Origin of the sequence: Bradyrhizobium brasilense, assembly GCF_029714345.1 — a bacterium.
Classification (GTDB): Bacteria; Pseudomonadota; Alphaproteobacteria; order Rhizobiales; family Xanthobacteraceae; genus Bradyrhizobium; species Bradyrhizobium australafricanum.
Window position 1 is genome coordinate 231,410 of sequence record NZ_CP121669.1, and the last position, 26,866, is coordinate 258,275.

At 65.2% G+C, this 26,866-nt stretch carries 25 protein-coding genes; 13 read left to right on the plus strand and 12 right to left on the minus strand.

From position 1 onward, the window contains the following. Positions 1–8: 8 nt before the first annotated feature. A complete protein-coding gene (locus tag QA635_RS01085; RefSeq protein WP_283072194.1) occupies positions 9–287 on the minus strand; it encodes a hypothetical protein in 279 nt (92 codons plus the stop codon). On the opposite strand from QA635_RS01085, the gene mnmE reads away from it, so the two are divergent. From mnmE to QA635_RS01110, 5 genes are all read left to right on the plus strand, one after another. Further along, positions 187–1,512 carry a tRNA uridine-5-carboxymethylaminomethyl(34) synthesis GTPase MnmE gene (mnmE, locus tag QA635_RS01090; protein ID WP_283066284.1) on the plus strand — a complete coding sequence of 442 codons (1,326 nt, stop codon included), beginning with the start codon at positions 187–189 and terminating at the stop codon, positions 1,510–1,512. The genes QA635_RS01085 and mnmE overlap by 101 nt on opposite strands. A gap of 231 nt (positions 1,513–1,743) precedes the next feature. After that, a complete protein-coding gene (mnmG, locus tag QA635_RS01095; protein ID WP_283066285.1) occupies positions 1,744–3,627 on the plus strand; it encodes a tRNA uridine-5-carboxymethylaminomethyl(34) synthesis enzyme MnmG in 1,884 nt (627 codons plus the stop codon). A 134-nt stretch (positions 3,628–3,761) separates the two neighbouring features. Continuing rightward, the gene (rsmG, locus tag QA635_RS01100; RefSeq protein WP_283066286.1) at positions 3,762–4,427 is read left to right on the plus strand and encodes a 16S rRNA (guanine(527)-N(7))-methyltransferase RsmG; all 666 of its coding nucleotides are present in this window, start codon (positions 3,762–3,764) and stop codon (positions 4,425–4,427) included. Positions 4,428–4,458: 31 nt separating this feature from the next. Beyond that, entirely contained in the window at positions 4,459–5,310 is an 852-nt protein-coding gene (locus QA635_RS01105; protein WP_028342002.1) for a ParA family protein, read from the plus strand. Between the two features lie 144 nt (positions 5,311–5,454). Further along, positions 5,455–6,345: a ParB/RepB/Spo0J family partition protein gene (locus QA635_RS01110; RefSeq protein ID WP_225161911.1), complete on the plus strand. Its 891-nt coding sequence runs from the start codon at positions 5,455–5,457 to the stop codon at positions 6,343–6,345. A 155-nt stretch (positions 6,346–6,500) separates the two neighbouring features. Here QA635_RS01110 and holA read toward each other — a convergent pair whose 3' ends face one another. The 4 genes from holA to QA635_RS01130 form a co-directional block, all read right to left on the minus strand. Next, a complete protein-coding gene (gene holA / locus QA635_RS01115) occupies positions 6,501–7,532 on the minus strand; it encodes a DNA polymerase III subunit delta (RefSeq protein ID WP_283066287.1) in 1,032 nt (343 codons plus the stop codon). 8 nt (positions 7,533–7,540) lie between these two features. Then, entirely contained in the window at positions 7,541–8,098 is a 558-nt protein-coding gene (gene lptE / locus QA635_RS01120; protein WP_028342005.1) for an LPS assembly lipoprotein LptE, read from the minus strand. Then, the gene (gene leuS, locus QA635_RS01125; protein ID WP_283066288.1) at positions 8,085–10,721 is read right to left on the minus strand and encodes a leucine--tRNA ligase; all 2,637 of its coding nucleotides are present in this window, start codon (positions 10,719–10,721) and stop codon (positions 8,085–8,087) included. The genes lptE and leuS overlap by 14 nt, the downstream gene beginning before the upstream one ends. Before the next feature lie 358 nt (positions 10,722–11,079). Then, a complete protein-coding gene (locus QA635_RS01130; protein ID WP_225642413.1) occupies positions 11,080–12,771 on the minus strand; it encodes a sensor domain-containing diguanylate cyclase in 1,692 nt (563 codons plus the stop codon). Between the two features lie 109 nt (positions 12,772–12,880). On the opposite strand from QA635_RS01130, the gene QA635_RS01135 reads away from it, so the two are divergent. After that, positions 12,881–13,585, plus strand: a complete 705-nt coding sequence (locus tag QA635_RS01135) for a YggS family pyridoxal phosphate-dependent enzyme (protein ID WP_283066289.1) — start codon at positions 12,881–12,883, stop codon at positions 13,583–13,585. Positions 13,586–13,729: 144 nt separating this feature from the next. On the opposite strand, the gene QA635_RS01140 is transcribed toward QA635_RS01135, so the two are convergent. Together QA635_RS01140 and QA635_RS01145 are read right to left on the minus strand one after the other, a co-directional pair. Beyond that, positions 13,730–14,515 (minus strand): 2-keto-4-pentenoate hydratase, encoded by a 786-nt coding sequence (locus QA635_RS01140; protein ID WP_283066290.1) that lies wholly within the window; start codon positions 14,513–14,515, stop codon positions 13,730–13,732. Positions 14,516–14,619: 104 nt separating this feature from the next. After that, positions 14,620–15,159: a L,D-transpeptidase family protein gene (locus QA635_RS01145; RefSeq protein ID WP_283066291.1), complete on the minus strand. Its 540-nt coding sequence runs from the start codon at positions 15,157–15,159 to the stop codon at positions 14,620–14,622. 242 nt (positions 15,160–15,401) lie between these two features. Here QA635_RS01145 and QA635_RS01150 point away from each other — a divergent pair, with 242 nt between their 5' ends. After that, complete coding sequence (locus QA635_RS01150; protein WP_016841446.1) at positions 15,402–16,088, plus strand: response regulator transcription factor; 687 nt, start codon at positions 15,402–15,404, stop codon at positions 16,086–16,088. Between the two features lie 57 nt (positions 16,089–16,145). Then, positions 16,146–16,586: a cyclic nucleotide-binding domain-containing protein gene (locus tag QA635_RS01155; RefSeq protein ID WP_016841445.1), complete on the plus strand. Its 441-nt coding sequence runs from the start codon at positions 16,146–16,148 to the stop codon at positions 16,584–16,586. A 178-nt stretch (positions 16,587–16,764) separates the two neighbouring features. Here QA635_RS01155 and QA635_RS01160 read toward each other — a convergent pair whose 3' ends face one another. From QA635_RS01160 to QA635_RS01175, 4 genes are all read right to left on the minus strand, one after another. Further along, entirely contained in the window at positions 16,765–17,580 is an 816-nt protein-coding gene (locus tag QA635_RS01160; RefSeq protein ID WP_028335822.1) for an exodeoxyribonuclease III, read from the minus strand. 157 nt (positions 17,581–17,737) lie between these two features. Next, complete coding sequence (locus QA635_RS01165; protein WP_016841443.1) at positions 17,738–18,544, minus strand: outer membrane lipoprotein carrier protein LolA; 807 nt, start codon at positions 18,542–18,544, stop codon at positions 17,738–17,740. A gap of 100 nt (positions 18,545–18,644) precedes the next feature. Beyond that, entirely contained in the window at positions 18,645–21,125 is a 2,481-nt protein-coding gene (locus QA635_RS01170; RefSeq protein WP_283066292.1) for a DNA translocase FtsK, read from the minus strand. A gap of 16 nt (positions 21,126–21,141) precedes the next feature. Next, entirely contained in the window at positions 21,142–22,368 is a 1,227-nt protein-coding gene (locus QA635_RS01175) for an aminotransferase class I/II-fold pyridoxal phosphate-dependent enzyme (protein WP_283066293.1), read from the minus strand. A 179-nt stretch (positions 22,369–22,547) separates the two neighbouring features. Here QA635_RS01175 and QA635_RS01180 point away from each other — a divergent pair, with 179 nt between their 5' ends. Genes QA635_RS01180 through QA635_RS01200 form a run of 5 tightly spaced genes read left to right on the plus strand, consistent with a single transcriptional unit; the run spans position 22,548 to position 26,160 of the window. Next, positions 22,548–23,078: an NUDIX hydrolase gene (locus QA635_RS01180; protein ID WP_283066294.1), complete on the plus strand. Its 531-nt coding sequence runs from the start codon at positions 22,548–22,550 to the stop codon at positions 23,076–23,078. Between the two features lie 22 nt (positions 23,079–23,100). Further along, on the plus strand, positions 23,101–23,574 hold the full coding sequence (gene tnpA, locus QA635_RS01185; protein ID WP_425249116.1) for an IS66-like element accessory protein TnpA: 474 nt from the start codon (positions 23,101–23,103) through the stop codon (positions 23,572–23,574). Further along, entirely contained in the window at positions 23,571–23,924 is a 354-nt protein-coding gene (gene tnpB, locus QA635_RS01190) for an IS66 family insertion sequence element accessory protein TnpB (RefSeq protein WP_283066295.1), read from the plus strand. The genes tnpA and tnpB overlap by 4 nt, the downstream gene beginning before the upstream one ends. A gap of 50 nt (positions 23,925–23,974) precedes the next feature. After that, a complete protein-coding gene (gene tnpC / locus QA635_RS01195) occupies positions 23,975–25,534 on the plus strand; it encodes an IS66 family transposase (RefSeq protein ID WP_283066296.1) in 1,560 nt (519 codons plus the stop codon). Next, on the plus strand, positions 25,531–26,160 hold the full coding sequence (locus tag QA635_RS01200; protein WP_283066297.1) for a UPF0149 family protein: 630 nt from the start codon (positions 25,531–25,533) through the stop codon (positions 26,158–26,160). Before tnpC ends, QA635_RS01200 begins: the two co-directional genes overlap by 4 nt. A gap of 164 nt (positions 26,161–26,324) precedes the next feature. Here QA635_RS01200 and QA635_RS01205 read toward each other — a convergent pair whose 3' ends face one another. Then, positions 26,325–26,729: a GFA family protein gene (locus QA635_RS01205; protein WP_016841439.1), complete on the minus strand. Its 405-nt coding sequence runs from the start codon at positions 26,727–26,729 to the stop codon at positions 26,325–26,327. Positions 26,730–26,866 lie beyond the last annotated feature (137 nt).

The window sequence follows — 26,866 nt, forward strand, 5'->3', positions numbered from 1 at the left end:
TCATCTAACTATCTGAATTTATTTATATTTATATCGTAGCTTTGTGATCTAGGTGACGACACCGCAGCAAAATTGCTGCGCGGCTGCTGCAGTGAAATCAGATCATGCTGCGTCGCAGCATTTTGCGGTATGGGGTGCGCTATCGAAGCGGCATTGCCTTTGCCGATTTGCTGGAAGAAATAGGCGATGCATCCGCGCGACCAGACCATCTTCGCATTGTCCTCCGGACGGCCGCCGAGTGCGATCGCCATCGTCAGGTTGTCTGGCCCAATGGCCGAGTCGGTCATTGCAGGACTGGCGGGCAAGACGCCGGTGTCGCGGCTGGCGACCCGCGCGCTGCTCCGCGATTCGAACCATCAACCGATCGATGACGCGGTCGTGCTGTGGTTTCCAGGCCCGGCCAGTGCCACCGGCGAAGACGTCGCCGAATTTCATGTCCATGGCGGACGCGCCGTCTTGGCGGCGATGTTCGATGCGATCGCGGCATTCGACAATGTGCGGCCGGCCGAGCCGGGCGAGTTCACCCGGCGGGCCTTCGAGAACGGTAAGCTCGACCTGACCGAGGCCGAGGGCCTGGACGATCTGATCCACGCCGACACTGACCGGCAGCGGCGCCAGGCGCTGCGCCAGTTGAAGGGGCTGCTCGGCGACCGGGCGCGGGACTGGCGCGAGCGAATCATCGCGGCGTCGGCGCTGATCGAGGCCGGCATCGATTTCTCCGACGAAGGCGATGTGCCGGCCGAGCTGATCGCGCCGGCGCTTGAGAAGATCCGGGCGCTGCATGATGAGATCAAGCAAGTCCTTGCAGGGCAGGGGCAAGGCGAGCGGCTGCGCGACGGTCTGGTGGTCGCGATCGCCGGTCCGCCGAATGTCGGCAAATCGACCCTGATCAATCAGCTCGCCAAGCGCGACGTCGCGATCGTCTCGCCGCATGCCGGCACGACCCGCGATGTGATCGAGGTGCAGCTCGACCTCGACGGCTATCCGGTGACGGTCATCGACACCGCCGGCATCCGCGAGACCGACGACCCGGTCGAGCAGGAGGGTGTCCGCCGCGCCCGCGCCCGCGCCGCGGAGGCCGACCTGGTGCTATGGCTGGCCGACAGCGGCGATGCAAAGGCGGGACATGGCGGCACGACGCCGACCTGGCTGGTGCGGAACAAGATCGACCTGGTCAGGACCACGGCGGGTGAGGGCGGCAGTTACCCCGAATTCAGGATCTCGGCTGCTCGCGGCGACGGGTTGTCAGAGCTCATCGCGGCGTTGGTCGGATTCGCTCAGGACTATTTTGGAACCAGCGAAGGCGGCTTGATCAGTCGGACGCGGCAGCGCGGATTGTTGCAGGAGACCGTCGAATCTCTTCAGCGCAGCATCGACGTGGTCGGGCAGGGCGAAGAACTGGCGGCGGAGGAACTCCGCCGGGCTGCCTACTCACTTGGTCGTCTGCTCGGCCGGGTGGACGTTGAAGACATTCTGGACGTCATCTTCCGCGAGTTCTGCGTCGGGAAGTAGCGGGCGCCCATCTGTTTCACGTGAAACATGGTTTCGATCTGGTTAAGGAACCTCATCCTGTTTCACGTGAAACAATCGCTGTCAGAGAGCCGCGCTGTTTCACGTGAAACAGGTCCATTCGACATTGCGCGCGAAGCGAAGCAAGCCATATTTGCCTCGGGCTTCGGTCTCAGGGCGGCGATCCCAACTTCGTTCTTCCGGCTTTCATGACTCCACGATAGAAGTCCCGGCATGACTTCCAGGGCAGACTCATTTGACGTCATCGTCATCGGCGGCGGCCATGCCGGCTGCGAGGCCGCGAGCGCTTCTGCCCGGATGGGCGCAAAGACCGCCTTGGTGACCCATCGTTTCGCGACCATTGGCGCGATGTCGTGCAATCCCGCCATCGGCGGGCTCGGCAAGGGCCATCTGGTCCGCGAAGTCGATGCACTCGACGGTCTGATGGGCCGGGTGGCCGACGCCGGCGGTATCCAGTTTCGCATGCTCAATCGTCGGAAGGGTCCGGCGGTTCGTGGCCCCCGGGCCCAGGCCGACCGCAAGCTCTATGCGGCTGCGATGCAGGCCGCGATCACCGAGACCGCGAACCTCAGCGTCATCGAAGGCGAGGCGGATGAATTGGTCGTCGTCGATGGCCGCGTGACCGGCATTTGCTTGGGCGATGGCCGCCGACTGTTGGCGGGGGCGGTTGTCATCACGACCGGGACCTTCCTGCGTGGTCTGATCCATCTCGGCGAGAAGAACTGGCCGGCGGGCCGGGTCGGCGAGGCGCCGGCCATGGGCCTGTCGGCTTCCTTTGAACGTGCAGGGTTTGTGCTCGGCCGGCTCAAGACCGGGACGCCGCCGCGCCTCGACGGCACCACGATCGACTGGTCCGCGGTCGAAATGCAGCCCGGAGACGAGCCTCCGGAGCCGTTTTCGGTCATGACTGACCGGATTACGACCCCGCAGATCCAGTGCGGCATCACCCGGACCACGCCGGCGACCCATAAGGTGATCCGCGCCAATGTGCATCGCTCGCCGATGTATTCTGGTCAGATCAAGAGCTCCGGACCGCGCTATTGCCCCTCGATCGAGGACAAGATCGTCCGTTTCGGCGACCGCGACGGCCATCAGATCTTCCTGGAGCCGGAGGGGCTCGACGACACCACGGTCTATCCGAACGGCATCTCGACCTCGCTGCCGGAAGAGGTCCAGCTCGCGATCCTCGCCAGTATTCCAGGCCTCGAGCGGGTGAAGATGGTCCGGCCGGGCTACGCGATCGAATACGACCACGTCGATCCGCGGGAGCTCGATCCGACCCTGCAGACCAGGCGTCTGCGCGGGCTTTTCCTGGCCGGCCAGATCAATGGCACCACGGGCTATGAGGAGGCGGCGGGGCAGGGCGTTGTCGCCGGGCTCAATGCCGCGCTCGCTGCCGGCGATGCCGATCCGATCGTGTTCGACCGCGCCGACGGCTATCTCGGCGTGATGATCGACGATCTCGTGACCCGCGGGATCACCGAGCCGTATCGCATGTTCACTTCGCGCGCCGAATACCGGCTGACGCTGCGGGCCGACAACGCCGACCAGCGCCTGACCGACAAGGGCGTTGCGCTCGGATGCGTCGGAACGGCGCGCTCCGAGCGCCATCGGACCAAGATGGCGGCGCTGGAGGCGGCCAAGCGGCTGGCGAAGTCGCTCGCGATCACGCCGAATGAGGCCGCCAAGCACGGGCTTGCCCTCAATCGTGACGGCAATCGCCGCTCCGCCTTCGAGCTTCTGGCTTATCCGGAGATCGAATGGCCCGCGGTCCGGGCGATCTGGCCGGAGCTGTCGGCCATTGACCCTGCAATCGCGGTGCATCTCGAGATCGATGCCAAATACGATGTCTATCTGAAGCGCCAGACCGCCGATGTCGATGCTTTCCGGCGTGACGAGGGTCTGGTTCTGACCGACGTCGACTATGCCGATGTGCCGGGTCTCTCGAACGAAGCGCGCGCCAAGCTGCAGAAGGCGCAGCCGCGGACGGTCGGCCAGGCCGGCCGGATCGACGGCATGACGCCGGCGGCGCTGGGTATTCTGGCGGCCTATCTCCGACGTGAAGCGCGACGGAAGACTGCAAAGGCCTCTGCCTAACGTTTCACGTGAAACGGCAGGCCCCGGGGCATTGCGAGGAGCGGAAGCGACGAAGCAATCCATCGCTTTCCCAGGTGGCACTATGGATTGCTTCGCTTCGCTCGCAATGACGAGCTCGACCGGCATTCCAGAGAATGGCTTCAATTTCGCAATCCGCCGAACTCAGCGTCTCCGCCAAGGACAGGGCCGCGGCGCTCGCGCTGACGCCTGTTTCACGTGAAACAGAGGCGCGGCTCGACCGCTACGTCGCCCTCCTCCTGGCGTGGCAGGCCAAGACCAATCTCGTCGCGCTATCGACGCTGCCGACCCTCTGGACCCGCCACGTCTCCGATTCGCTGCAGCTCCTGAGTCTGATGCCGACGGCGAAGTCGTGGGTCGATCTCGGCAGCGGCGGCGGCTTCCCCGGTGTCGTGCTCGCCTGCGCGCTGGCCGAGACCCCGGGCGCGTCGATTCATTTGGTTGAGCGAATCGCCAAGAAGGCGGCATTCTTGCGCGAGGCGATACGGGTGACGGGCTCCCCGGGGACGGTGCATCTGGCTGATATCGGGGATACTGTGGATAGAATCCCGGGGCCCATCGATTGCGTCACCGCGCGGGCGCTGGCTCCGTTACATCAACTCATCGGCTTTGCGGAGCCGTGGGTCAAAAACGGCGCCAAGGCGCTGTTTTTGAAGGGTCAAGATGTAGAGGCCGAATTGACCGAGGCCACTAAATATTGGATTATTGAGCCAAAGCTACATGCCAGCCGGACCGGCGGACAGGGCTGGATCGTCGAACTCGGGTCAATCGAGCGGCGCTAGGGGACTCCGCGAGAGCAAATGGTATTTTGGTATGACTGTGATGGACGAGGTTTATCAAGAGGATAAGGCGTCCCAGCCGCCTGGCCATCCGCGCATCCTGTCGCTCGCCAACCAAAAGGGCGGCGTCGGCAAGACCACCACAGCGATCAATCTTGGTACCGCACTCGCTGCGATTGGCGAGCGTGTCCTGATCGTCGATCTCGATCCGCAAGGCAACGCCTCGACCGGCCTCGGCATCGATCGCCGCAACCGCAGCTGCTCGACCTACGACGTCCTGATCGGCGAAGCACCGTTGCGCGATGCGGTGGTCGCGACCGCGGTGCCGCGGCTGCATATCGCGGCTTCCACCATGGATCTCTCCGGCCTCGAGCTCGAGCTCGGTACCACGCCGGGTCGGGCGTTCCGGCTCCGCGATGCGATCGCAGGATTGAACAACAATGTCTCGCCGGAAGCCGACTACACCTATGTGCTGATCGACTGCCCGCCCTCGCTCAATTTGCTCACGGTGAATGCGATGGCGGCGTCGGACGCGATCCTGGTGCCGCTGCAATGCGAGTTCTTCGCGCTCGAAGGTCTGTCGCAATTGCTGCAGACCGTGGAGCAGGTGCGCTCGACGCTCAATCCGAGCCTGTCGATCCACGGCATCGTGCTGACCATGTTCGACTCGCGCAACAACCTCTCCAACCAGGTGGTTGCCGACGTGCGCCAGTTCATGGGCGACAAGGTCTATGACACCATGATCCCGCGCAACGTGCGCATCTCGGAAGCACCGTCCTACGGCAAGCCGGTTCTGGTCTACGATCTCAAATGCGCCGGCAGCGATGCGTATCTCAAGCTCGCCACCGAAGTGATCCAGCGCGAGCGCGAGCTGCGCACGCATTGATGTTGCGTAGGATGGGTAGAGCGAAGCGAAACCCATCACTCTCATTGCGAGCCGCGATGGGTTTCGCTTCGCTCTACCCATCCTACGTTTCTTCTGAAATTCAAGTCTGGAGTACTGCGTGTGAATCCAAGGGAGCTCGCAACAATGGCCGATGAAGCGCGTTCGCGACTGGGGCGCGGGCTGGCAAGCCTGATCGGAGATGTCGGCGGCGAGGCGGCCGCGCATGTCGAGCGGCCGCGCAACCAGCGCAAGGTGCCGATCGAATTCCTCAAGGCCAACCCGCGCAACCCGCGGCGCACCTTCGCCGACACCGAGCTCGGCGAGCTTGCCGATTCGATCAGGCAGCGCGGCGTGATCCAGCCGATCGTGGTGCGTGCGATCAAGGGCGCGCAGGACCGCTACGAGATCATCGCCGGCGAGCGCCGCTGGCGTGCCTCGCAACTCGCCGGCCTGCACGAAGTGCCGATCGTGCCGGTCGAGGTCTCTGATTCCGACGCGCTCGAGATCATGATCATCGAGAACGTCCAGCGCGAAGACCTCAATGCGATGGAAGAGGCGCAGGGCTATCACGCGCTCGCCGACGAGTTCAAACGCAGCCAGGAAGAGATCGCCAAGATCGTCGGCAAGAGCCGCAGCCATGTCGCCAACATGATGCGGCTGACCAAGCTGCCGGCTGAGGTGCAGGCGCTGATCTCGAAGGGCGATCTCTCCGCCGGCCACGCCCGCGCGCTGATCGGCGTGCCGGATCCGCTCGCTGCAGCGAAGCGCATCGTCGCCGAGGGTCTCAACGTTCGCCAGGCCGAGGCGCTGGCGCATGAGGAGGGCGTGCCGGAGCGCAAGCCGCAGAAGGCGCGCAGCGGCAGCGCGGCCAAGGTCGACAAGGATGCCGACACGCTCGCGCTCGAGAAACGCGTCAGCGATGCGCTCGGCCTTGCCGTCACCGTCAGCCATCGCGATCCCGGCGGCACCGTCCAAATCAGCTACCGCAACCTCGAGCAGCTCGACGAGGTGGTGCGGCGGCTGGAGGGCGGTTAGGTCTTCCAATATCCCTTCACGTCATTGCGAGCGAAGCGAAGCAATCCATTTCTCTGCATGCGCGGAGCGATGGATTGCTTCGTCGCTTCAGCGCAAAATTGCTTTGCAATTTTGTCGCGAGCTCCTCGCAATGACGGCCGTACGACCATTGCGTCTCACCCCCGCCGCTTCGCATTCGCCGCGATCGAGAGCAGCGCGCGCTGCGCGATCACGGCGGCGAGCGAGGCCTGCTTGCGCATGTCGAGTGCCGCGGTGGCGAGCTGATCGATCACGTTCACCAGCCGCGGCGGCGTGAAATTGCGCAGCGCGATCTCGACCGCGGGTTTGCGCGAGAAGTGCAGCCGCGGAAATCCGCCGTCGAGCACGGCTGACGCCGGCGTGCCGTCCGCGATCGCCAGCGCCGATTTGTGCAGCCATGCCGCCTGGCGCTGCGCGGCCGAGATGATCACGCCGGGATAGGTGCCGGCGATCATTGCTTTCGTGAACTCGCTTTCGACCAGCGCGGCGTTGCCGGCGAAGGCGCCGTCGACGATCGGGTCGAGCTTCAGCTCGGAGGCGTCGGACACCACGGTCATGACGTCGTCGAGCGTGATCTCGCCCTTGCCGTGCGCGAACAGCGCAAGCTTGCGCAGCTCGTTGCGCGAGGCCATGCGGTCGCCGCCGAGCAGCGACATCAGCACCGCGCGCGCATCTTGCGCGAGCCGCAGATTCGATACGCGCAGCTCGTCCTCGATCAGCTTGGTCAGGTCGCGCTCGGTGTCGGGATAGCAGCCGATCGCTACTGCGTTCTTGGCGCGCTCGCAGATCTTGCGCAGCGGCGATTCCGGCCTGAGCTCGCCGGCCTCGATCACGATGCGGCAATCCCTGAGCGCGGTGGTCTCGGTCAGCGTCTCGACGCCACTCGAGAAGTTGCGCGAGCCGGCGCGGACGCGGATGGCGCGGCGGCCGCCGAACAGCGGCACCGTCATGGCCTCGTCGACCAGCCGGGACGGCTCGGCGGCAAGCTCGTCGCCATCGAGCCGCACCAGCGAGAATGGATCGTTGGGATCGTCGACCGCGGAGGCCATCAGCGCGTCGGCCCGCTCGCGCACCAGCCCGAGGTCCGGGCCGTACAGCAGGATGATCGGACGGCCGGCGTCAGGCCGGGCGAGGAAGCTGTCGATCTCTTTTCCGCGAAGCGCGACCAATGCGGCGATCAGGTTCCGGTGGAGAAGAAGGAGGCGAGCCGGGTCTGGATGTTGTCGGCGATCTCCTGCGCGGCGCGGTCCTCGGCGTCGCGGAAGGCGCGGGCGCGGGCGAAGCGCTGGTAGGAGCCGGGCATGTCGTAGGACACCCGCGAGAACGTGGTGCCGGTCATCACAGACTTGTTCGACGCGATCTCGACCAGGTTGAACTGGGCGTCGATGCCGTAGTTCTCGCTGGTCGGCAACGCCGTGGCCTGGTCGATCATCAGCGAGGAGCGGCTGGTGGTGAAGCGCAGCACCAGCCGATGCGTCGGCGGTGCGCCGGTGGCGGTGCCGTAGAGCTTGAAGGCGAGGGCGTTGCGGACCTCGACGCCGACCCGGGCCTCACGCGAGGCGTTCGGCTTGTCGACCGGCGGAACCTCGACGCCCATCAGCTTCTCGCGCAGAGCGGACGACTGGCCGTCGAGGGTGCGCTCGGCATACATCGGCTGGAAGCATCCGGCCGTCAGCGCGGCCAAGGCAGCCACGGCCACGAGCCGGGCGGCGATCCTGATCCTAGCCGACAACATTGACGATCCTCATGGGCACCACGATCACCTTGCGGACGGGTTTGCCGTCCAAGGCGGCTTTTACCGCATCGAGCGCCAAAACGGCAGCCTCTATATCCGCATTTTGGGCCGCCCGTGGCACGGTAACATCACCTCGTTTTTTACCGTTGACCTGGACGACCAGGGTCACGCTGTCTTCGACCAGCAAATCGCGTTCGATTTGCGGCCAATCGGCCTCGGAAACCAGCCCGGTCTGGCCCAGAACCACCCAGCATTCCTCGGCCAGATGCGGCATCATCGGCGAAAACAGCTGCACCAGGATGGTCGCCGCCTCCTTGACGGCCCAAGAAACATCTGGAGCCAAGTCCGGCGCCGGCTTGTCGCCCTTCGCCAGCACCTCGGACAGCGCATTGGCGAACTCGCGGATATGGGCGAGACACACGTTGAAATGCAACCGCTCGATGCCGGACGACACCTTGTCGAGCGCGCCATGGGCGGCCTTGCGCAGCGCCAGCGCCTCGGGCCCGAACGTCGCCGGCCGGGCCGCCGGCGCCGTCCTGGCGATCTCGGCCGATTCGTTCACCAGCCGCCACAGCCGCTGCACGAAGCGTGAGGCGCCCTGCACGCGCTCGTCGCTCCAGATCACGTCGCGGTCCGGCGGCGAGTCCGACAGCATGAACCAGCGCGCGACGTCGGCGCCGTAGCTCGCGATGATGTCGTCGGGATCGACGGTGTTCTTCTTCGACTTCGACATCTTCTCGATCGGGCCGATCGCGACGTCCTCGCCGGTCGCCATCAGCACCGCGCGGCGGGCGTTGCCGCCAACCTCGATCTTCACCTCGGCCGGCGTGACCCAGCTGCCGTCGGCCTTCTGGTAGGTCTCGTGCACCACCATGCCCTGGGTGAACATGCCGGCGAACGGCTCGCTCATGTCGACGTGGCCGGTGGCCTTCATCGCGCGGGTGAAGAAGCGGCTGTAGAGCAGATGCAGGATCGCGTGCTCGACGCCGCCGATATACTGATCGACCGGCATCATCCGGTTGGCGACCGCGGGCGTGGTCGGCGCGGTCTCGTTCCACGGGTCGGTGAAGCGCGCGAAATACCAGGACGAGTCCACGAAGGTGTCCATCGTGTCGGTCTCGCGCACCGCCTTGCCGCCGCACTTCGGGCAGCTGACGTGCTTCCAGGTCGGATGATGGTCGAGCGCGTTGCCCGGCTTGTCGAAGCTGACATCCTCCGGCAGCGTCACCGGCAACCGGTCGTCGGGCACCGGCACCACGTCGCAGGTCGGGCAGTGGATCACCGGGATCGGGCAGCCCCAGTAGCGCTGGCGCGAAATGCCCCAGTCGCGCAGCCGGAAATTCACCTGCCGCTCGCCGACCGGCGCATTACCGCGCAACTCGGCTTCCAGCCGCTTGGCGACCTCTTCCTTCGCCGCTTCGATCGTCATGCCGTCGAGGAAGCGCGAATTGATCATGCGGCCGTCGCCGTCATAGGCGACGTCGGTGATGACAAACGTCTTCGGGTCCTGGCCCTCGGGGCAGACCACCGGCACATTGCCGAGATTGTACTTGTTGACGAAGTCGAGGTCGCGCTGGTCGTGCGCCGGGCAGCCGAAGATCGCGCCGGTGCCGTATTCCATCAGCACGAAGTTCGCGACATAGACCGGCAGCTTCCAGTTCGGATCGAACGGATGCACCGCCTTGATGCCGGTGTCGAAACCCTGCTTCTCGGCGGTGTCGATGATCGACTGCGCGGTGCCGATCTTCTTGATGTCGGCGATGAACTCCGCGAGCTTCGGGTTCTTCGCGGCGGCGGCTACCGCCAGCGGATGATCCGCCGAGATCGCCATGAACTTGGCGCCGAACAGCGTGTCCGGCCGCGTCGTGAAGATCTTCAGCTCGCTCTCGCCGGCCGGCGTGGTTGCCGCATCCAGCGCGAAGCGGATCAACAGGCCCTCGGAGCGGCCGATCCAGTTGCGCTGCATCAGCCGCACCTTGTCGGGCCAGCGGTCGAGACCATCCAGCGCTTCCAAGAGCTCCTGCGAGTACTTCGTGATCTTGAAGACCCACTGGCTCATCTCGCGCTGTTCGACGACGGCGCCCGAGCGCCAGCCGCGGCCGTCGATCACCTGCTCGTTGGCGAGCACGGTCATGTCGACCGGATCCCAGTTCAGCTTGCGCTTTTCGCGCTCGGCGAGGCCGGCGCGCAGCATGTCCAAAAACATCTTCTGCTGATGCTTGTAGTAGCCGGGGTCGCAGGTCGCGAACTCGCGCGACCAGTCGAGCGACAGCCCGATCGACCGCAGCTGTTTCTTCATCGCGGCGATGTTGTCGTAGGTCCAGGCCTTCGGCGCCACCTTGCGCTCGATCGCGGCATTCTCGGCCGGCAGGCCGAACGCGTCCCAGCCCATCGGGTGCAGCACGTTGTAGCCCCTGGCGCGCATGAAGCGGGCCAGCACGTCGCCGAGCGTGTAGTTGCGGACATGGCCGATATGGATGCGCCCCGACGGGTACGGGAACATCTCGAGCACGTAGTATTTCGGCCGCGGATCGTCGTTCTTGGAGGCGAAGATCGCCTTTTCGTCCCACAGGCGCTGCCAGCGGGGCTCGGATTCACGGGCGTTATAGCGTTCGGCGGTCATGAAATCGCAGGGATTTTGGGTGGCTCTGGGTGATTTTCGGGCCCCGTCCGGGGACGGCGGACTAGGCCACAAAAGCGCCTGCGCGGTCAACGGCTTGGGGCCTCCAAACGTCCCATCCCCTCGCGCAGCCGCCCTGCCGCTGTCGCAGAGGCTCCGTCTGCAGCCTCCTCGTCGTCCTGGCGAAGGCCGGGACACATAATCACAGGGCTTTGTCGAGGAAGGGATTGTGGCCCCAGCTTCGCACGATACCAAACGGTGGGGGTAATGGGTCCTGGCCTTCGCCAAGACGACGCTGAATATGCGGCGTCGCTGATGGTCATGGTTCCGCGCTCATCGTGACGCTCGACCACGCACGATCTCAACTCGCCAGCGCCATCCCGGCTTCATCCAGTGTCTGCAGGAAGCCGTGCTCGATCACGGCATTCCTGCCGCGGCGCTTGGCGGCGTAGAGGGCGGCGTCGGCGGCTTCGATCAGGTCGCCGGGGCGCAGGGTCTCGTTCGGCCTGGTCGTCGCGACGCCGACGCTGACGGTAACGACGCAATGGCTCGAGGACGCGTGCGGCACGGCGAGGCCGAGCACGGCGGTGCGCACGGTCTCGCCGATCGCGAGCGCATGCGCGGCGTCGGTGTTCGGCAGCAGGAGGCAGAATTCCTCGCCGCCATAGCGGCCGGCAAAGCCCATGGTGTCGGCGGCGATCCCGGACAGCACTTCGCCGATTCGGGTCAGGCAGGCATCGCCTTCGGGATGGCCGTAGGTGTCGTTGTAGAGCTTGAAATGATCGACATCGATCATCATCAGCGACAGCTCGCATTCATATTGCTGCGCCCGCATCCATTCGAAGTCGAGCCGGCTCTGGAAGCCGCGGCGGTTGGCGAGGCCAGACAGCGCGTCGATCGAGGCCATCACGGTGAGACGATCGTTGGAGGCGACGAGCTCGCGCTCGCGCTGGCTGAGCTGCGCCGCCATGGCGTTGAAGGCGCGCGCCAGCGGCACGAATTCCGCCGGCAGCTTGTGCTTGGCGACGCGCGCCGACCAGTCGCCCTCGCCGAACCGTCGCGCCATGCCGGTCATCAGCTCGATCGGATGGATGACGAGCCGCTCGGCGCCGACCAGCGCACCCAACAAGACGAACAGGCAGACGAATCCGAGCTGCAGATAGGCGGTGCGGATCTCGCGGTTGATCGCCGCGGTCACCTTGGCCTCGTCCATGCTCACGATCAGCCGGGATTGCGTGCCGGCGATGCGCGCGAAGCTCAGCGTGCGCTGTGCGCCGTCGGACGCCGTGAACGACACCGAGCCGGACGGCTCGTCATAGCTCAGCGCCTTCTCGGCGATCGCCGCCATCAGCGGGATGGTGTCGAGCGAGCGGCCGATCAGGCTCGCATGATCGGCGGGCGCGGCGATCACGACGCCGGTAGAGTCGACCAGCACGGCCGACATGCCGGGTTGACCGCCGAGATTGGCCATGATCTGCGACAGCCAGTCGATATTGATGCCGGCGACCACCACGGCATCCTGCTCCGGATTGATCGCGGCCACCGGATAGGCGGCCATCATCATCGGGCGGCCATTGGTCCTGCCGCGCAGATAGTCGCTGAACACGAAGCCGCGGTTGTCCTGCGCCTTCTTGAAATATTCGCGGTCGCCGACATTGAGGCCGACCTGGACGTTGAGGGTCGAGCACTGCACCAGTCCGTCCCTGGAGACGAACATGATGCTGCGGATCCAGGGCAGCACCGTCGGCAGGCTGGCGCGCAGCACCTCGCAGCTCTGCGCGATGCCGCCGGAAGCGCGGATATAGGCTGCGGACTTCAGCATGGTCTCGACCGAGGAGACCACCTCGCGCTGGGTTTCCGCGGCATGCGCGGTGAGGCTGGCATAGCCGGCCGCGGCCTGCGCGACCTGCTTGCTGCGGGAATCCTCCAGCGTGCGGACGCGGTCCAGCATCAGGGGCGCGACCAGCATCAGCGCAAGCAAGGCCAGCCGGGCACGAATTCCCAGAACCTTCTTGAGCCTGACCCGGTTGCGGTTGAAAGTGACGCCCGACATTCTATTCCCTTGCCCGTGCGCAAGTTAGAATGCAGGGCTTCAAAAAGCCTTTCCCGAATTTGGTAAAATTCGAGCCAACCCCCCGCACCTGTCAGAGAACGGCACAAGCATGACGCAAAGCCCGACCACGCCGTTACCGGCCGATTCACCACATGGCCTCGCCGCCGTCGAACGCGAGATCGTCCATGCCTGCAAGGAAGCGCGGCGCGACCGCGCGTCGGTGACCTTGATCGCGGTGTCGAAGACGTTCGCGGCTGACGCAATTTTGCCGATTATCGGCGCCGGACAGCGCGTATTTGGCGAAAATCGCGTGCAGGAGGCCAAGGGCAAGTGGCCGGCGCTAACCCAGGCTCACCCGGGATTGCGGCTGCATCTGATCGGGCCTTTGCAGTCGAACAAGGCCAAGGAGGCGGTCGCGCTGTTCGATGCGATCCATTCGGTCGACCGCACGAGCATTTGCGAAGCGTTAGCCAAGGAAATCAAAAATCAAGGGAAGCACCCGGAACTGTTCGTCCAGATCAATACCGGTGAGGAGCCGCAGAAGGCCGGCGTCGCGCCGCAGGACGCGGATACCTTCATCGCGGCATGCCGTGACACCTACGGCCTGCCGATCTCGGGACTGATGTGCATCCCGCCGGTCGACCAGGCGCCGGCGCCGCATTTCGCGCTCTGCGCCAAGATCGCCGCACGCAACGGGCTGACGAATCTCTCGATGGGCATGAGCGCGGACTTTGCCGTCGCGATCCAGATGGGGGCCACCCATGTGCGGGTGGGCTCGGCGATCTTCGGGACACGGACGGCGCCGCATAACTAGTGTCGTCCTGGCGAAAGCCAGGACCCATACTCCGCGGCCATTGCAAGGGACACGCGGCCAGATCGGCGGACAACAATTCACTTCGGTGGTTATGGGTCCCTGCTTTCGCAGGGACGACATTGGTGTGTGTGGCGCGTGCGCAGCCTACGCGAACTTCACCGACACTTTTCCGATCGCGCCGAAATCGGCGGCGAATTCGCCGCCGGCGGTGATCGGCAGCGGCGGGTGGCAGGTACCGGTGGTGACGACCTCGCCTGCCCGCAAGGTCAGCCCGATCGCGCGCAGTTCGTTGGCGCACCAGGCGAGCGCTGCGCGGGGATCGCCGAGCACGTTCTTGCCGTGGCCGATGTAGCGCTCGCCGCGCAGCGTGATGGTCGGGCGGTCCTCGACCAGATCGATCGCGCGCCAGTCCGCTGTCGTTGCGGGTCCGAGCACGAACAGATGCGCGCAGGCATTGTCGGCGATCAGCTGCGCCTCGCCGGCGGCGACGAAATCGGCGAAACGCGAATCCGGAATCTCGATCGCCGGATGCAGCGTGCCGACGGCCTCCAACACCTCCTGCACGCTGTAAGGCGTTGTGCGCGGCGCGAGATCGCGCGCCATGCGGAAGGCGTATTCCGGCTCGCCGACGCGCATCTCGTTGCCCTGCATCGACGCGGTGCCGCCATCCGGTATCACCGTCTCGGCAAGGATGCGCCCGGCGAGCGGTCCGGCGACATTGATGTGCTTCTGGCCGGCCGCGCTGGTCGCCGCGATCTTCCAGCCGAACAGTTTTTCGCGCGACTTCTTTTCCAGCCTGGCCTGCACCGCATAGCCCTCGGCGCGATCGCGCGGCCGAATTGCGCCATCGAGCGCTGTGAGCTTGGTGCCGGCGTGCCAGTGATCGTGCAGGATCTTCGAGGCGGCGGCGATCTTGTTGTTGTCGAGCATGCTGTTTCGCTCCCCGCGGGAATTATTTTCTGTTGTGCACGATCTCAGCACAAACGCGTCGCGTCTGTCGCGTGGGAAAAGCGATGTTCAGCCATTCGACAACTCTAGCCGATGATGATCCTGGTCTGCGGCGACATCCGCCGCAACAGCCGCAGCATCGAGGCCTTTGTCATCGAGACGCAGCCCGCGGTCGGCGAAAAGTTCGGCCGCGCCAGATGCAGGAATACAGCGCTGCCGCGACCGGCGACGCGCGGCGCGGCGTTGTGATCGATCTCGACAATGAAGTCGTAGAGATGATCCTCGCGAGTCAGGCGGTCGCCGCCCTGCTCGCGATCGAGCCGGATCGGCTGGTTGTAGTGACGGTCTGCGGGGTCCTCGCACCAGGCGTCCTCGCGGCGGATCGGCCGGGTCGGCAGGAAAGTCGTTGGACGCTGGTGCCGGTCGGCGCGCCACCAGAGCTGGCGCGGATGGAAGACGCCGCGCGGCGTGCCGCCGTCGCCCTCGCGCTTGTTGGCGAGGATTCCGCCGCGTCCGAGCGCCACCGGCACGGTCCAGCCGTCAGCCGACAGCCAGCCCCGGCGCGGGTCGCCGGCGGCTGCTCGGACCTCGATGATGGAGAGCGGGCGATCACGTTTAACTGTCATATAAGTGATTGAAATAGCTGACCTTCCCTTAAGAATCGTTCCAAACTGAGCTTGCCTTGGAGGTTCAGAACATTCTATCTCCCGGCATTACAGGACATTCACGTCCTGCCCCGCCGGATTTGAGGTAGACTGCGTTGCCTTGTGAATCGGTAACAATCGCCTACCTGAACACATATCTAGCCGATGTTACGGCCATAGGCGCCCTCCGCTTCTGACCGCCCCGCCCCCGAAGGATTGTACCTATGGCCAATGCCCGCAAGATCTTGATCGTGGATGACGATACCGATCTGCGCGATACGCTGGTCGAGCAGCTGTCGCTGCACGAGGAATTCGAAGCCTCCGCAGTCGACACCGGCGCCAAGGGCGCCACTGCCGCCAAAGCCAATTCCCCCGATCTGGTCCTGATGGACGTCGGCCTGCCCGACACCGACGGCCGCGAAGTGGTCCGCTCGCTCCGCAAGGGCGGCTTCAAGGCCCCGATCATCATGCTGACCGGCCACGACACCGATTCCGATACGATCCTGGGGCTCGAATCCGGCGCCAACGACTATGTGGCGAAGCCATTTCGCTTCGCGGTGCTGCTGGCCCGGATCCGGGCGCAGCTCCGCCAGCACGAGGCCAGCGAGGACGCGGTGTTCTCGGTCGGCCCCTACTCGTTCCGGCCCGGCTCGAAGATGCTGACCGGCGCCAATGCCAGGAAGGTGCGACTGACCGAGAAGGAAACCGCGATCCTCCGCTTCCTCTACCGCGCCGGCCAGATGCCGGTGTCGCGCGAGACCCTGCTCCAGGAAGTCTGGGGCTACAATTCCGGTGTCACCACCCACACGCTGGAAACCCACATCTACCGCCTCCGCCAGAAGATCGAGAAGGACGCCGCCAATCCGGAAATCCTGGTGACGGAAGCCGGTGGCTACAAGCTGGTGCCGTGATACGCTTTGCGCTCAACGATTCGTGAAATCGAGGCGCACCGCGGTTACCGGACCTGAATGTCGATCGATGATGACGTAGCCCTGCTCGAGCGGGTCCCGACAATGCGTCTGTTGGGCGAGAGTTCCTTGCGCATGCTGGCGATCGGCTCCGAGCAACGTGATTTCAACGCAGGCGACGTGCTGTTCAAGGCCGGCGACGCTGCGGATGCCGGCTATGTCGTGCAGCGCGGCACCTTCCGCGTCGAGGAAGGCGGCGCCGAGATCATCGCCGGCCCCGGCGCGCTGATCGGCGAGCTCGCCTTGATCGTCGCCATGAAGCGGCCCTCGACCGCCACCGCGCTGGAGCGCGGCTCCGTGATCCGCGTCGCGCGCAGCCTGTTCCAGCGCGTGCTGGAAAGCGATCCCGCCGCGGCCCGCCGGCTGCGCGACGAGCTCGCGCTGCGCACCAGCCAGCTCGCAAGCGATATCCTGATGGCGGGCGGGAAGCTGAGTACGTGATCTTTCCGCGCGTCATTCCGCAAGTTCATTGAACCGTCACCCTGAGGTGCGAGCCTTGCGGCGCAATTGCGCCGCTGGGCGAGTCTCGAAGGGTCGACGGCCACCAGCCGGGCCGTGCACCCTTCGAGACGCGCGTTCCGCGCTCCTCAGGATGACGGGTCGAGGGTCGGCGGCGCCCTTAAACCTCCATCACCGCCGTCACCGGCACGTGGTCCGACGGGCGCTCCCAGCTGCGGGCGTCGCGGGTGATCTTGAAATCGCTGACCTGATCCTTCAGCGCGCGCGAGACCCAGATGTGATCGAGCCGTCGGCCGCGATCGCCGACGGTCCAGTCCGCCGCGCGGTAGCTCCACCAGGTGTAGACCTTTTCCGACATCGGGATCCGCTCGCGCGCGATGTCGAACCATTCGCCATGCGCCTGCGCGGCGAGCAGCTTCTCGGTCTCGACCGGCGTGTGCGAGACCACCTTGAGCAGCTGCTTGTGCGACCACACGTCGTTCTCATGCGGCGCGACGTTGAGGTCGCCGACCAGGATGTGGCGGTCGTCGCCGCGCGGATGCAGCGGCTCGCAGGCCTTCATCTCGTCGAGGAATTGCAGCTTGTGCTCGAATTTCGGATTGAGCGCGGGATCGGGAATGTCGCCGCCGGCCGGCACGTAGAAATTATGCAGCACCAGCGGTTTTGACAGCTGCGCCTTCTCGCCGAAGGACACCGAGATGTGTCGTGAATCGATCTTGTCGCAGAACGTCCTGATGTCGGTCGTCTCGAACGGCAGGCGCGAGACGATGGCGACGCCGTGATAGCCCTTCTGTCCGTTCAGCGCGACGTGCTCATAGCCGAGCCGCTTGAAGCGCTTGAGCGGAAACGCGTCGTCGATGCATTTGGTCTCCTGCAGGCACAGCACATCCGGCCGCGCGCTCTTGATGAACTTGGCGACGGTGTCGATGCGCAGGCGCACCGAATTGATGTTCCAGGTGGTGACGGAGAACCGCATGAGGACCGCGTCTTAGCACGGTTCTCGGTGCGGGTTGGCGCTTTGTCCACAAGCAAGCGCTTGTAGGATGGGTAGAGCGAAGCGAAACCCATCATTGACGCGGCGGGCCGTGATCGCGATGGGTTTCGCTGCGCTCTACCCATCCTACGCAGCGCGCCTACCCCGGCGAGGTGCCGGGATAGGTCGTGAAGTCGATCTTGAACAGCGCCGGATCGGGCTTCTGCGTTGCGTCGAGATTGTAGACCGCAACTGTCGTGTCGTAGCCCTGCGGGTCGGTAACGGTCCACTGCTTGAGCTTGCCGTCCTTGGCGCCGATCATCAGCAGGAAGCGGCTGGTGCCGACCAGCGCCTGCTTCTCCTCGATCGTGATGCTGACGAACACGTCGTCGGCGGTGACGCTGATGACGTTGGTGTCCTTCATCAGGTCGATGCGGTCCGACAGCAGATAGCGCAGCGGGGTCTGCGACAGCGGATAGACGTCCTGGGTGGCGAGCCTGCGGTCGCGCACCGCGACCGAGGAGCCGTCCGCGATCACCTCGATCGGGCTCGGATCGTCATACTCGAAGCGCAGCTTGCCGGGCTTCTGGATGTAGAAATCGCCCTTGGTCTTGGTGCCGTCGGGGCCGACCTGGACGAAATTTCCGACCAGCGTTTGCAGCGACGAGAGATAGGCCGAGACCTTGGCGGCCTGCGCCTTCTGGTTGGCGTCGAAGGTCTGGAAGATGTTGGCGGGCACGTTGCGGCGCGGATCGGGAATCACCGGGTTCGGCGGTGCCTGGGTGGCGCCCGTCGTCGTCGGGCCCTTGTCCGCATTGGTCTGCGCGCCGGCGTCCTTCTTTGGCGCAGCCTTGGGTGCGGGCTTCGGGGGCGGCGCATTCTGCGCAGTTGCCGCGCCGGCGATCGCGGCGGTGACGAGAAGAGCCAGCGCGGTGCGCGTGCCGCGGTCAATGAGGTGTTTTGCCATCAGATATGTCAGGTCTCTGTTCGACGCTCGTCCCGCTGCGCCGGATTTTATCCCGCCTCTTCCGAGGGAGATATGGTTTTTCCGTGATGATCGCCCCCGATCAGAACTGGCCTTCTTCCTCCCCGACCAGGATTTCGCGCTTTCCGGCGTGATTCGCCGGGCCGACGATGCCCTCAAGTTCCATCCGCTCCATCAGCGAGGCGGCGCGGTTATAGCCGATCTGCAGCCGGCGCTGAATGTAGGAGGTCGACGCCTTGCGGTCGCGCTTGACGATCGCAACCGCCTGCGTGAACAGATCGCCGCCGCCGTCGCCGCCCATGCCGGTGGCATCGAACACGGCGCCGTCCTCGTCGGTCGGCTCTTCCGCGGTGACGGCTTCGAGATATTCCGGTGCGCCTTGCGTCTTGAGGTGACGCACGACCTTCTCGACTTCCTCGTCGGAGGCGAACGGTCCGTGCACGCGGCTGATGCGGCCGCCGCCCGCCATGTAGAGCATGTCGCCCTGGCCGAGCAGCTGCTCGGCGCCCATCTCGCCAAGGATGGTGCGGCTGTCGATCTTCGACGTCACCTGGAAGGCGATCCGGGTCGGGAAGTTCGCCTTGATCGTGCCGGTGATGACGTCGACCGACGGACGCTGCGTGGCGAGGATGACATGCAGGCCGGCGGCGCGTGCCATCTGTGCGAGGCGCTGCACCGCGCCTTCGATATCCTTGCCGGCGACCATCATCAGGTCGGCCATCTCGTCGACGATGATGACGATGTAGGGCAGCGGCTCGAGGTCGAGCTTCTCTTCCTCGTAGATCGCCTTGCCGCTCTCCTTGTCGAAGCCGGTGTGCACGGTGCGCGTCAGCTCTTCGCCCTTGGCCTTGGCTTCGACGAGGCGCGCATTGTAGCCGTCGATGTTGCGCACGCCGAGCTTGGCCATCCGCTTGTAGCGCTCTTCCATCTCGCGCACGGCCCATTTCAGCGCCACCACCGCCTTCTTCGGATCGGTGACGACGGGCGTCAACAGATGCGGGATGCCGTCATAGACGGAGAGTTCGAGCATCTTCGGATCGACCATGATCAGGCGGCACTGGTCCGGCCGCAGCCGGTAGACCAGGCTCAGGATCATGGTGTTGATCGCGACCGATTTACCGGAGCCGGTGGTGCCGGCGATCAGCATATGCGGCGTGCGCGCCAGATCGATGATGACGGGGTCGCCGCCGATCGTCTTGCCGAGGCACAGCGGCAGCTTCGCAACCGAATCGACGCTTTCCTTGGCGACCAGAAGCTCGCGCAGATAGACCTTCTCGCGATGCGCGTTCGGCAGCTCGATGCCGATCGCGTTACGGCCGGCAACCACGGCGACGCGGGCCGACAGCGCGCTCATCGAGCGCGCGATGTCGTCGGACAACCCGATCACACGCGACGACTTGATGCCGGGCGCCGGCTCGAGCTCGTACAGCGTGACCACCGGGCCGGGATTGGCCTTGACGATCTCGCCGCGCACGCCGAAGTCCTGCAGCACGCCCTCAAGCGAGCGCGAATTGGCTTCGAGCTCGGCCTTGCTCAGCGGCTGTCGATCGCTGGCCTTCGGTGCACTGAGCACGGAGACCGAGGGCAGCTCGAACTTGTCGGAATTCTTCTTCTTTGGCTTCGGCTCGGCCTTCTTGCGCGGGGCGCGGGCGGCGGGAGCTTCGTCCTCCTCGTCCTCCTCTTCCTCATCGTCGTCGAAAGCTTCAGCCTCGTCCTCGTCATGGTCTTCATGCGCGGGTGCGATCGATGGCGCCGAGCGGCCGCCGCCGATATTCGGCTCCTGGCGCTCGAACGCGGCGCTGCGGCCCTGGGCTCCGCTCGAGACCAGCGATTTGTAGGCGGTGGTCAGCAGCCAGCCGAGCCGCGCTTTGGCGCTCATCAGCGCATGGAACAGCCAGCCCAGCGAGACCGAGCTGCGGTCGTTGTCTTCTTCCTCGACGAACGGCTCGTCGTCGTCGGAGATCGGCGTCAGCTCGTCGTCCTGCTCCTTGGCGCCCCAGCCGCAGGCGAACAGGAAGCTTGCCGCCATCGCGACGAACAGGATCAGGCCGAGCACGACGCGATAGATGAAGCCGGGCGGGCCGAACACGACGGCCGGCGCACGCAGCAGCGCGTCGCCGACCACGCCGCCGAGCCCGGTCGGCAGCGGCCATGCGGTGTTGTGCGGCCAGCAGCTGGCGAAGCCCGCCGCGATCACCGTGCACAGGATCCAGCAGCCGAGCCGCAGCGCTTCGCGGTCGAACGGGCGATGCGTCAGCATCCGCCAGCCCCATACCGCGACCGGCAGCACCAGCATGATCGCGCCGAGACCCAGAATCTGCATCAGGAGGTCGGCGCCGATCGCGCCCGGATAGCCGAGCACGTTGCGGATCGCGCGCGAGGTGGCGTGGCTCAGCGACGGATCCTGCACCGACCAGGTCATCAGTGCCGCCGTGATGGCGCCGGACAGCGCGATCAGGCCGAGCCCGGTGAGTTCGCGCAGCCGTCGCGCCAGCGCCTCGCGGAGCGAGAGCGGCAGATGGCCGACCAGGGGGATGACACGTTCGATCGCTGGCATACTCAATCTTCGCGCTTCGCGATTAACCCAGGGTTTCGACCAGGCGATGCATCGCCTCGGCCGTCGATTCACTGTCGGAGACGAGCGCAAGGCGGATATAGCCCGCGCCCGGATTGGAACCGTCGTTCTGCTGGCGCGCCAGATAGCTGCCGGGAATCACGCGCACGCCGGCGTCGCGATAGAGCCTGACCGCCGCCGCCTCGTCGCCGCCGCGCTCGGAGACGTCGAGCCAGACGCAGAAGCCGCCGGCGGGACGCTTGTAGCCGTAGCGGTTGCCGAGGATCTGGTCGGCGAAATCGAACTTGATGCGATAGAGCCTGCGGTTCTCCTCGACATGCGCCTCGTCGCTATAGGCGGCGACCGCGACATGCTGCAGCGGCACCGGCACCTGCGGTGCGGCGACATTGCGCAGCTCGTGGAATGCGGCCAGAAACTTTCTATCGCCCGCGGCGAAGCCGACGCGCATGCCCGGCAGGTTCGAGCGCTTCGACAGCGACTGGAACGCCACGACATTGCTGAAGTCGGGACCGGCGCACTCGAGAACGCTGCCCGGCGCCTCGCGGGTGTAGATTTCCGAGTAGCACTCGTCGCTCAGGATGATGAAGCCGAAGCGATCGGCGAGCTCCTTCAGCCGCGTGAAATAGGCGCGCGAGGCGACCGAGCCCTGCGGATTGGCGGGCGAGGCGATGAAGAACGCGACGGTGCGCGCCAGCGTCGCCTCGTCGATCGAATCAAGGTCGGGCAGGAAACCGTTAGCGAGCGTGGTCGGCAGGTAGATCTGCTCGCAGCCGGCCGCGCGGGCGCCGGCGCCATAGGCCGGATAGAACGGGTTCGGCATCAGGATCGCCGGCCGGCCCTTGCGCGGCGCGACGTAGCGCGAGGCTGATATCGCGGCAAAGAACAGCCCCTCGCGGCTGCCGTTCAGCACCATCACCTCGCTCTCGGGATCGACCGGCCGCGGCAATTGGAACCGGCTTCCCAGCCAGGTCGCGACGGCGCGGCGGAACGGTTCGATGCCCTTGGCGATCGGGTAGCGGCCGAACTCGGCGGTATGCTTTGCCAGCACCGGTCCGACGAAATCGGGCACCGGGTGCTGCGGCTCGCCTAATGACAGCGTAATCAAGGGCTTGGCGGGCTGATACGGCGCCAGCAGCTCGGTCGTGCGCAGGAAAGGGGAACGCTCGGCCTGGCCGGCGGATGCGACATCGCCGGCGCCCTGCGCCAAGCCGGATGAGGCGGTCATTGCCATGGTTGAAATGCCAGCACTTTCACTGCGGTCGGAGGGTAGGGGCGCCGACCGTAAACCGATCAAGTCACCATAGATAGGGCGAGGTTAAGACGCGATTAACCATCGGCGGCGCGGCACGATCGGCCGGCGCGTGATATCAGCGCTCACCCCAAGGCACCGCAGCGAAATTGCTCCGAGACATGATCCACCGCCGCGCCGTCCGGGCGCTCATCATCACCGGCGAGCGCGAAGTCCTGCTGATGCGGATTCGCCCGCCGCACGGCGGCGACTGCTTCTGGATCGCGCCGGGCGGCGGCGTCGAGGGCGACGAGACGGCTGAAGCGACGCTGCAGCGGGAACTGGCCGAGGAGTTGGGGCTGATCGATTTCGAGCCCGGGCCCACCGTCTGGCGGCGTCACCACACCTTCAACTGGGGCGGCCGGCGGATTTCCCAGAAAGAGGAATACCGGATCGTTCACGCGGATCGCTTCGCGCCCGTGATGGCCGACGAGGCCGAGGCGCGCGCGCTCGATTGCTTCCGCTGGTGGCCGATCGCCGACCTACCCGGTGCGAGCGAGCGCCTGACGCCGCTGTCGCTTGCCGACATCCTGGAGCGCTATTTGCGCACCGGCGCGCCAAGCGAGCTGCCGGATGAGGAAGTTTTGATCGTAATCGGCATGAGCCCCCCACCTGGGCATCGCGCGAATGAGCTGCGATACAGCCTGGTATGACCTGTTTTTTTGGAGGTGGGCTATGGCAGATGCCATGCATGAAGCCATGCTTGATGCCAGGCAGGAAGGCGGCTCCTATCGTCGGATCGAGGTGATCACGGGGCAGCGTCGGCGACGGCACTGGACGGCGGAAGAGAAGGCCCAGATCGTGGCGGAGAGCTTCGAGGAAGGGGTCAATATTTCCGAGGTCGCTCGGCGCCATGGCGTTGTCCGTGGGCTGCTGACGGTGTGGCGGCGCAAGTTCGCGACGGCAGCGAGCTTTCAGGCGCCAGGCTTCGTGCCGGTCCGGATCGCTTCCGAGAGCGGTCCGGCGACGGCAGACGAACCGGACCGGTTCGCGTCCGCGCATAAGGTGCTGCCGCAGATGGCATCGCCCCCAGGCAAGCTTGGCGGGATGATTGAGATCGAGGTGGGCGGGGCACGCATCCGGGTCGAGCCCGGAGTGGAGCTGGCGACGCTTTCGACAGTGCTATCGGCGCTTCGGGGCATCCGTTGATTGCATTACGGTCTGACCTCAAGGTGGTGCTGGCGGCACAGCCGGTCGACTTTCGCAAGTCGGTGCACACGCTGTCGGCGCTGGTTAGCGAAGCGCTGCGTGCGAACCCGTATTGCGGCGACGTCTTTGTGTTCCGCAGCAAGCGCATGGACCGAGTGAAGCTTCTGGCGTGGGACGGCAGCGGCATGGTGCTGGTGACGAAGTGGCTGCACCAGGGGCGCTTCACCTGGCCGCCGATCCGCGATGGCGTGGTGTATCTCAGTGCGACGCAGCTCGCGATGCTGCTCGACGGGCTGGAGTGGACGCGTGTCTCACCCAAGCCTGTGAAGCAGCCGGCCGTTGTCGGCTGAGAGGCGAAGATTTTGCTGGAGCCTGTGATGCGCGGATATATCGTTCGATCATGGCGATTCGCCCCGAAGCTCTTCCGACCGACGCAGCGGCTCTGACCGAGATGGTGCTCGCGCTTGACGCCGAGAACGAGAAGCTGCGTGTGGCGATGCAGACGCTGAAGGAGATGATCTTCGGCAAGCGCTCGGAGCGGCTGGTGGCGATCGTGGCCGAGCAGCTCGCGCTCGAACTGGACGATCTCGCGACCGGCGTCACACCACCTGCGTCAGCCAACGACGATCTACCTGCGACGAAGCCGGCTGGGAAGCCGCGCAAGAAGGCGAGGCGCAACATCGGTGCGTTGCCCAAGCATTTGCCGCGCTGCGAGCAGGTGCTCGAGCCGGACACGACAGCGTGCCCGTGCTGTCAGGGCGCTCTGCACAGGATCGGCGAGGATGTGAGCGAGGTGCTGGACGTGATCCCGGCGATCTTGCGGGTACTACGCACGGTTCGTCCCAAATACGCCTGCCGCGGTTGCACCGACGGCGTGGTCCAGGCGAAGGTGCTGCCGCGTTTGGTTGAAGGCGGAATGGCATCGACGGCACTCGTGGCTCACGTGGTGGTCTCGAAGTTCGCCTGGTATCTGCCGCTGTACCGCCAAGTGCAGATCCTGGCTGGCCAGGGCATTCATCTCGACCGCGCAACGCTCGCCGGCTGGGTGAAGCGTGCGGCATGGTGGCTCAAGAGCCTTTATGAGCTTCAGCTGCGGACGATCCAGGCTTCGCCGCGGCTGTTCTGCGACGAGACGCCGATGCCGGTGCTCGATCCCGGACGACATCGCACTCGTATCTGCCAGTTCTGGGCGCATGCGATGGATGATCGCCCATGGGGCGGCCCATCGCCGCCGGCGGTCGCCTATGTGTTTGCCGATGGCCGCGGCACCGAGGAGATCGCCGGGCAATTGACCGGCTTCTCCGGCATTCTGCAGGTGGATGGCTATGCCGCCTACAAAGCGCTTGCCCGCGGTCATGGCGGCGCGATCCAGCTCGCTTTTTGTCTCGCCCATGCCCGACGCAAATTCGTCGAAGTGTACAAGACGATGCAGTCGCCGTTCGCTCACGAAGTGATCGAGCGCCTGCAAGCGGTCTACGCCATCGAGGCCGAGATCCGCGGCTCGAGCGCCGAACAGCGGCTTGCCGCCCGCCGCACCAGGGCCGCACCGCTGATGGAGGTGCTGAAGGCGCGACTGAGCTCGATGCTCGACCAGCTGTTCTCCCAGTCGAAGCTGGCGGAGGCTATCAACTATACGCTCAATCATTGGGATGGGCTGACGCTGTTTCTCCGCGACGGCCGCGTTGAGGTCGACAGCAACACTGTCGAGCGTTCAATGCGCCCGATTGCGATGGGAAGGCGGAACTCATTATTCAGCGGCAGCGAGAGCGGTGCTGAGAGCTGGGCAATCCTCGCATCGCTGGTCAATACGGCAAAGCTCCATGAACTCGATCCGCAGGTCTATCTGGCCGATGTGCTGGAGCGCATCATCTCCGGCCAGACCAAGAGCCACCAGTTGCGCGAACTTCTCGCCTGGAACTGGAAGGCGGCCCGCGAGCTCAGCGCACGGGAGGCTGCATGAGCCGGCGCCGCCATTCATCATCATCTTCATCATCGATGGCGGCAGCCGCGATGCCGCTCGACGAACTTGAGCCTTGGCTGCAGGCTCGCGCCGCGCAGCATCCCATCGCCACGAGTCTTCCTATGCTCGACGGCTATGTCGCCGCGATCGTGGCCGGGCCGGTGTCGATAAGTCCGCCCGACTGGATCTGTCCGTTACTCGCCATCGACGCCGATGCGTTCAACCATGGCGGCACGCCTGAGTTCGCTGCGATTTCGGCCGTCGCGCTGCGCCACAACGACATTAGTAACGTTCTTTCCACCGCGCCACATCGGTTCGCGCCCACCCATGCCCGCAAGCCGAATGGCGACGTTGATGCGCGGCCGTGGTGCCAGGGATTCCATGCCGCCATGCGGCTGAGACTATCGGCATGGACCCCGCTGCTCGACATCCGCAACATAAACCACGGCTTGCTCCTGCCCATCCTGCTGCATTGCGTCGACGATCAGGGGCGTCCACTGCTTGGACCACCAAGGAAAGGCCGCGAGACCGAGGAATTCCTGCGCAACGCCCATACCGACATTTCGGACGTCGTCGAGGCCATGCGCCAGTACTGGATGCCGACCCGCTACGCTCGCGCGCGCTGATCACTGCAGACGTGGGAGCTCATGCCGGTTACTTTTGATCGACTGACGCGGGCTACGCACGCTAGGCCAGAATCTTGCGAAGCGGGATGGATGGCCGGGTCAGGCCCGGCCATGACGATTCCAATTTGCCGGTCGATCCGGGCTACGCGCGCGATACGTGGCGGCTACCGCGCCGGCAGCTTCTCGAACGACGGCTTGCCTTCGGGCAGATGGTGGAAGGTCTGCTTGTCGCAGGTGTAGATCGTCATCTGCGGGGTGAACACCGAGGGGTCGTCGAAGGTGCCGACCTTCAGGATGGTGGCGGGCAGGCCCGGCACCTTGGTCACGAGATGCGTGCCGCATTCCGGGCAGAACTCCCGGGTCACGGCGCGGTCGAGATCCTTGCGGGTGAACTGCTTGGGTTCGCTGGCGGTGTATTTGAAGCCGGTGGTCGGCATCGCCATGAACATGTTCGGCCCGCCGCCCGTGATGTACTGGCATTCGCGGCACAGGCACTGCGCCGCCATCATCGGCTCGCCTTCGGCCTCATAGCGCACGTTGCCGCAATAGCACCTGCCTTGCACCTTCATGACGTCCTCCCGTTTTCGTTGTTTGTAGCCTGTCATTCCACAATGGCAGGCAATTCCGACAATATTTTCTCAAGCCGCGGAAAAAAGAAAGGGGCCCCAGCTTGCGCTGGAGCCCCTCAACGGCCCGGACATTGCCG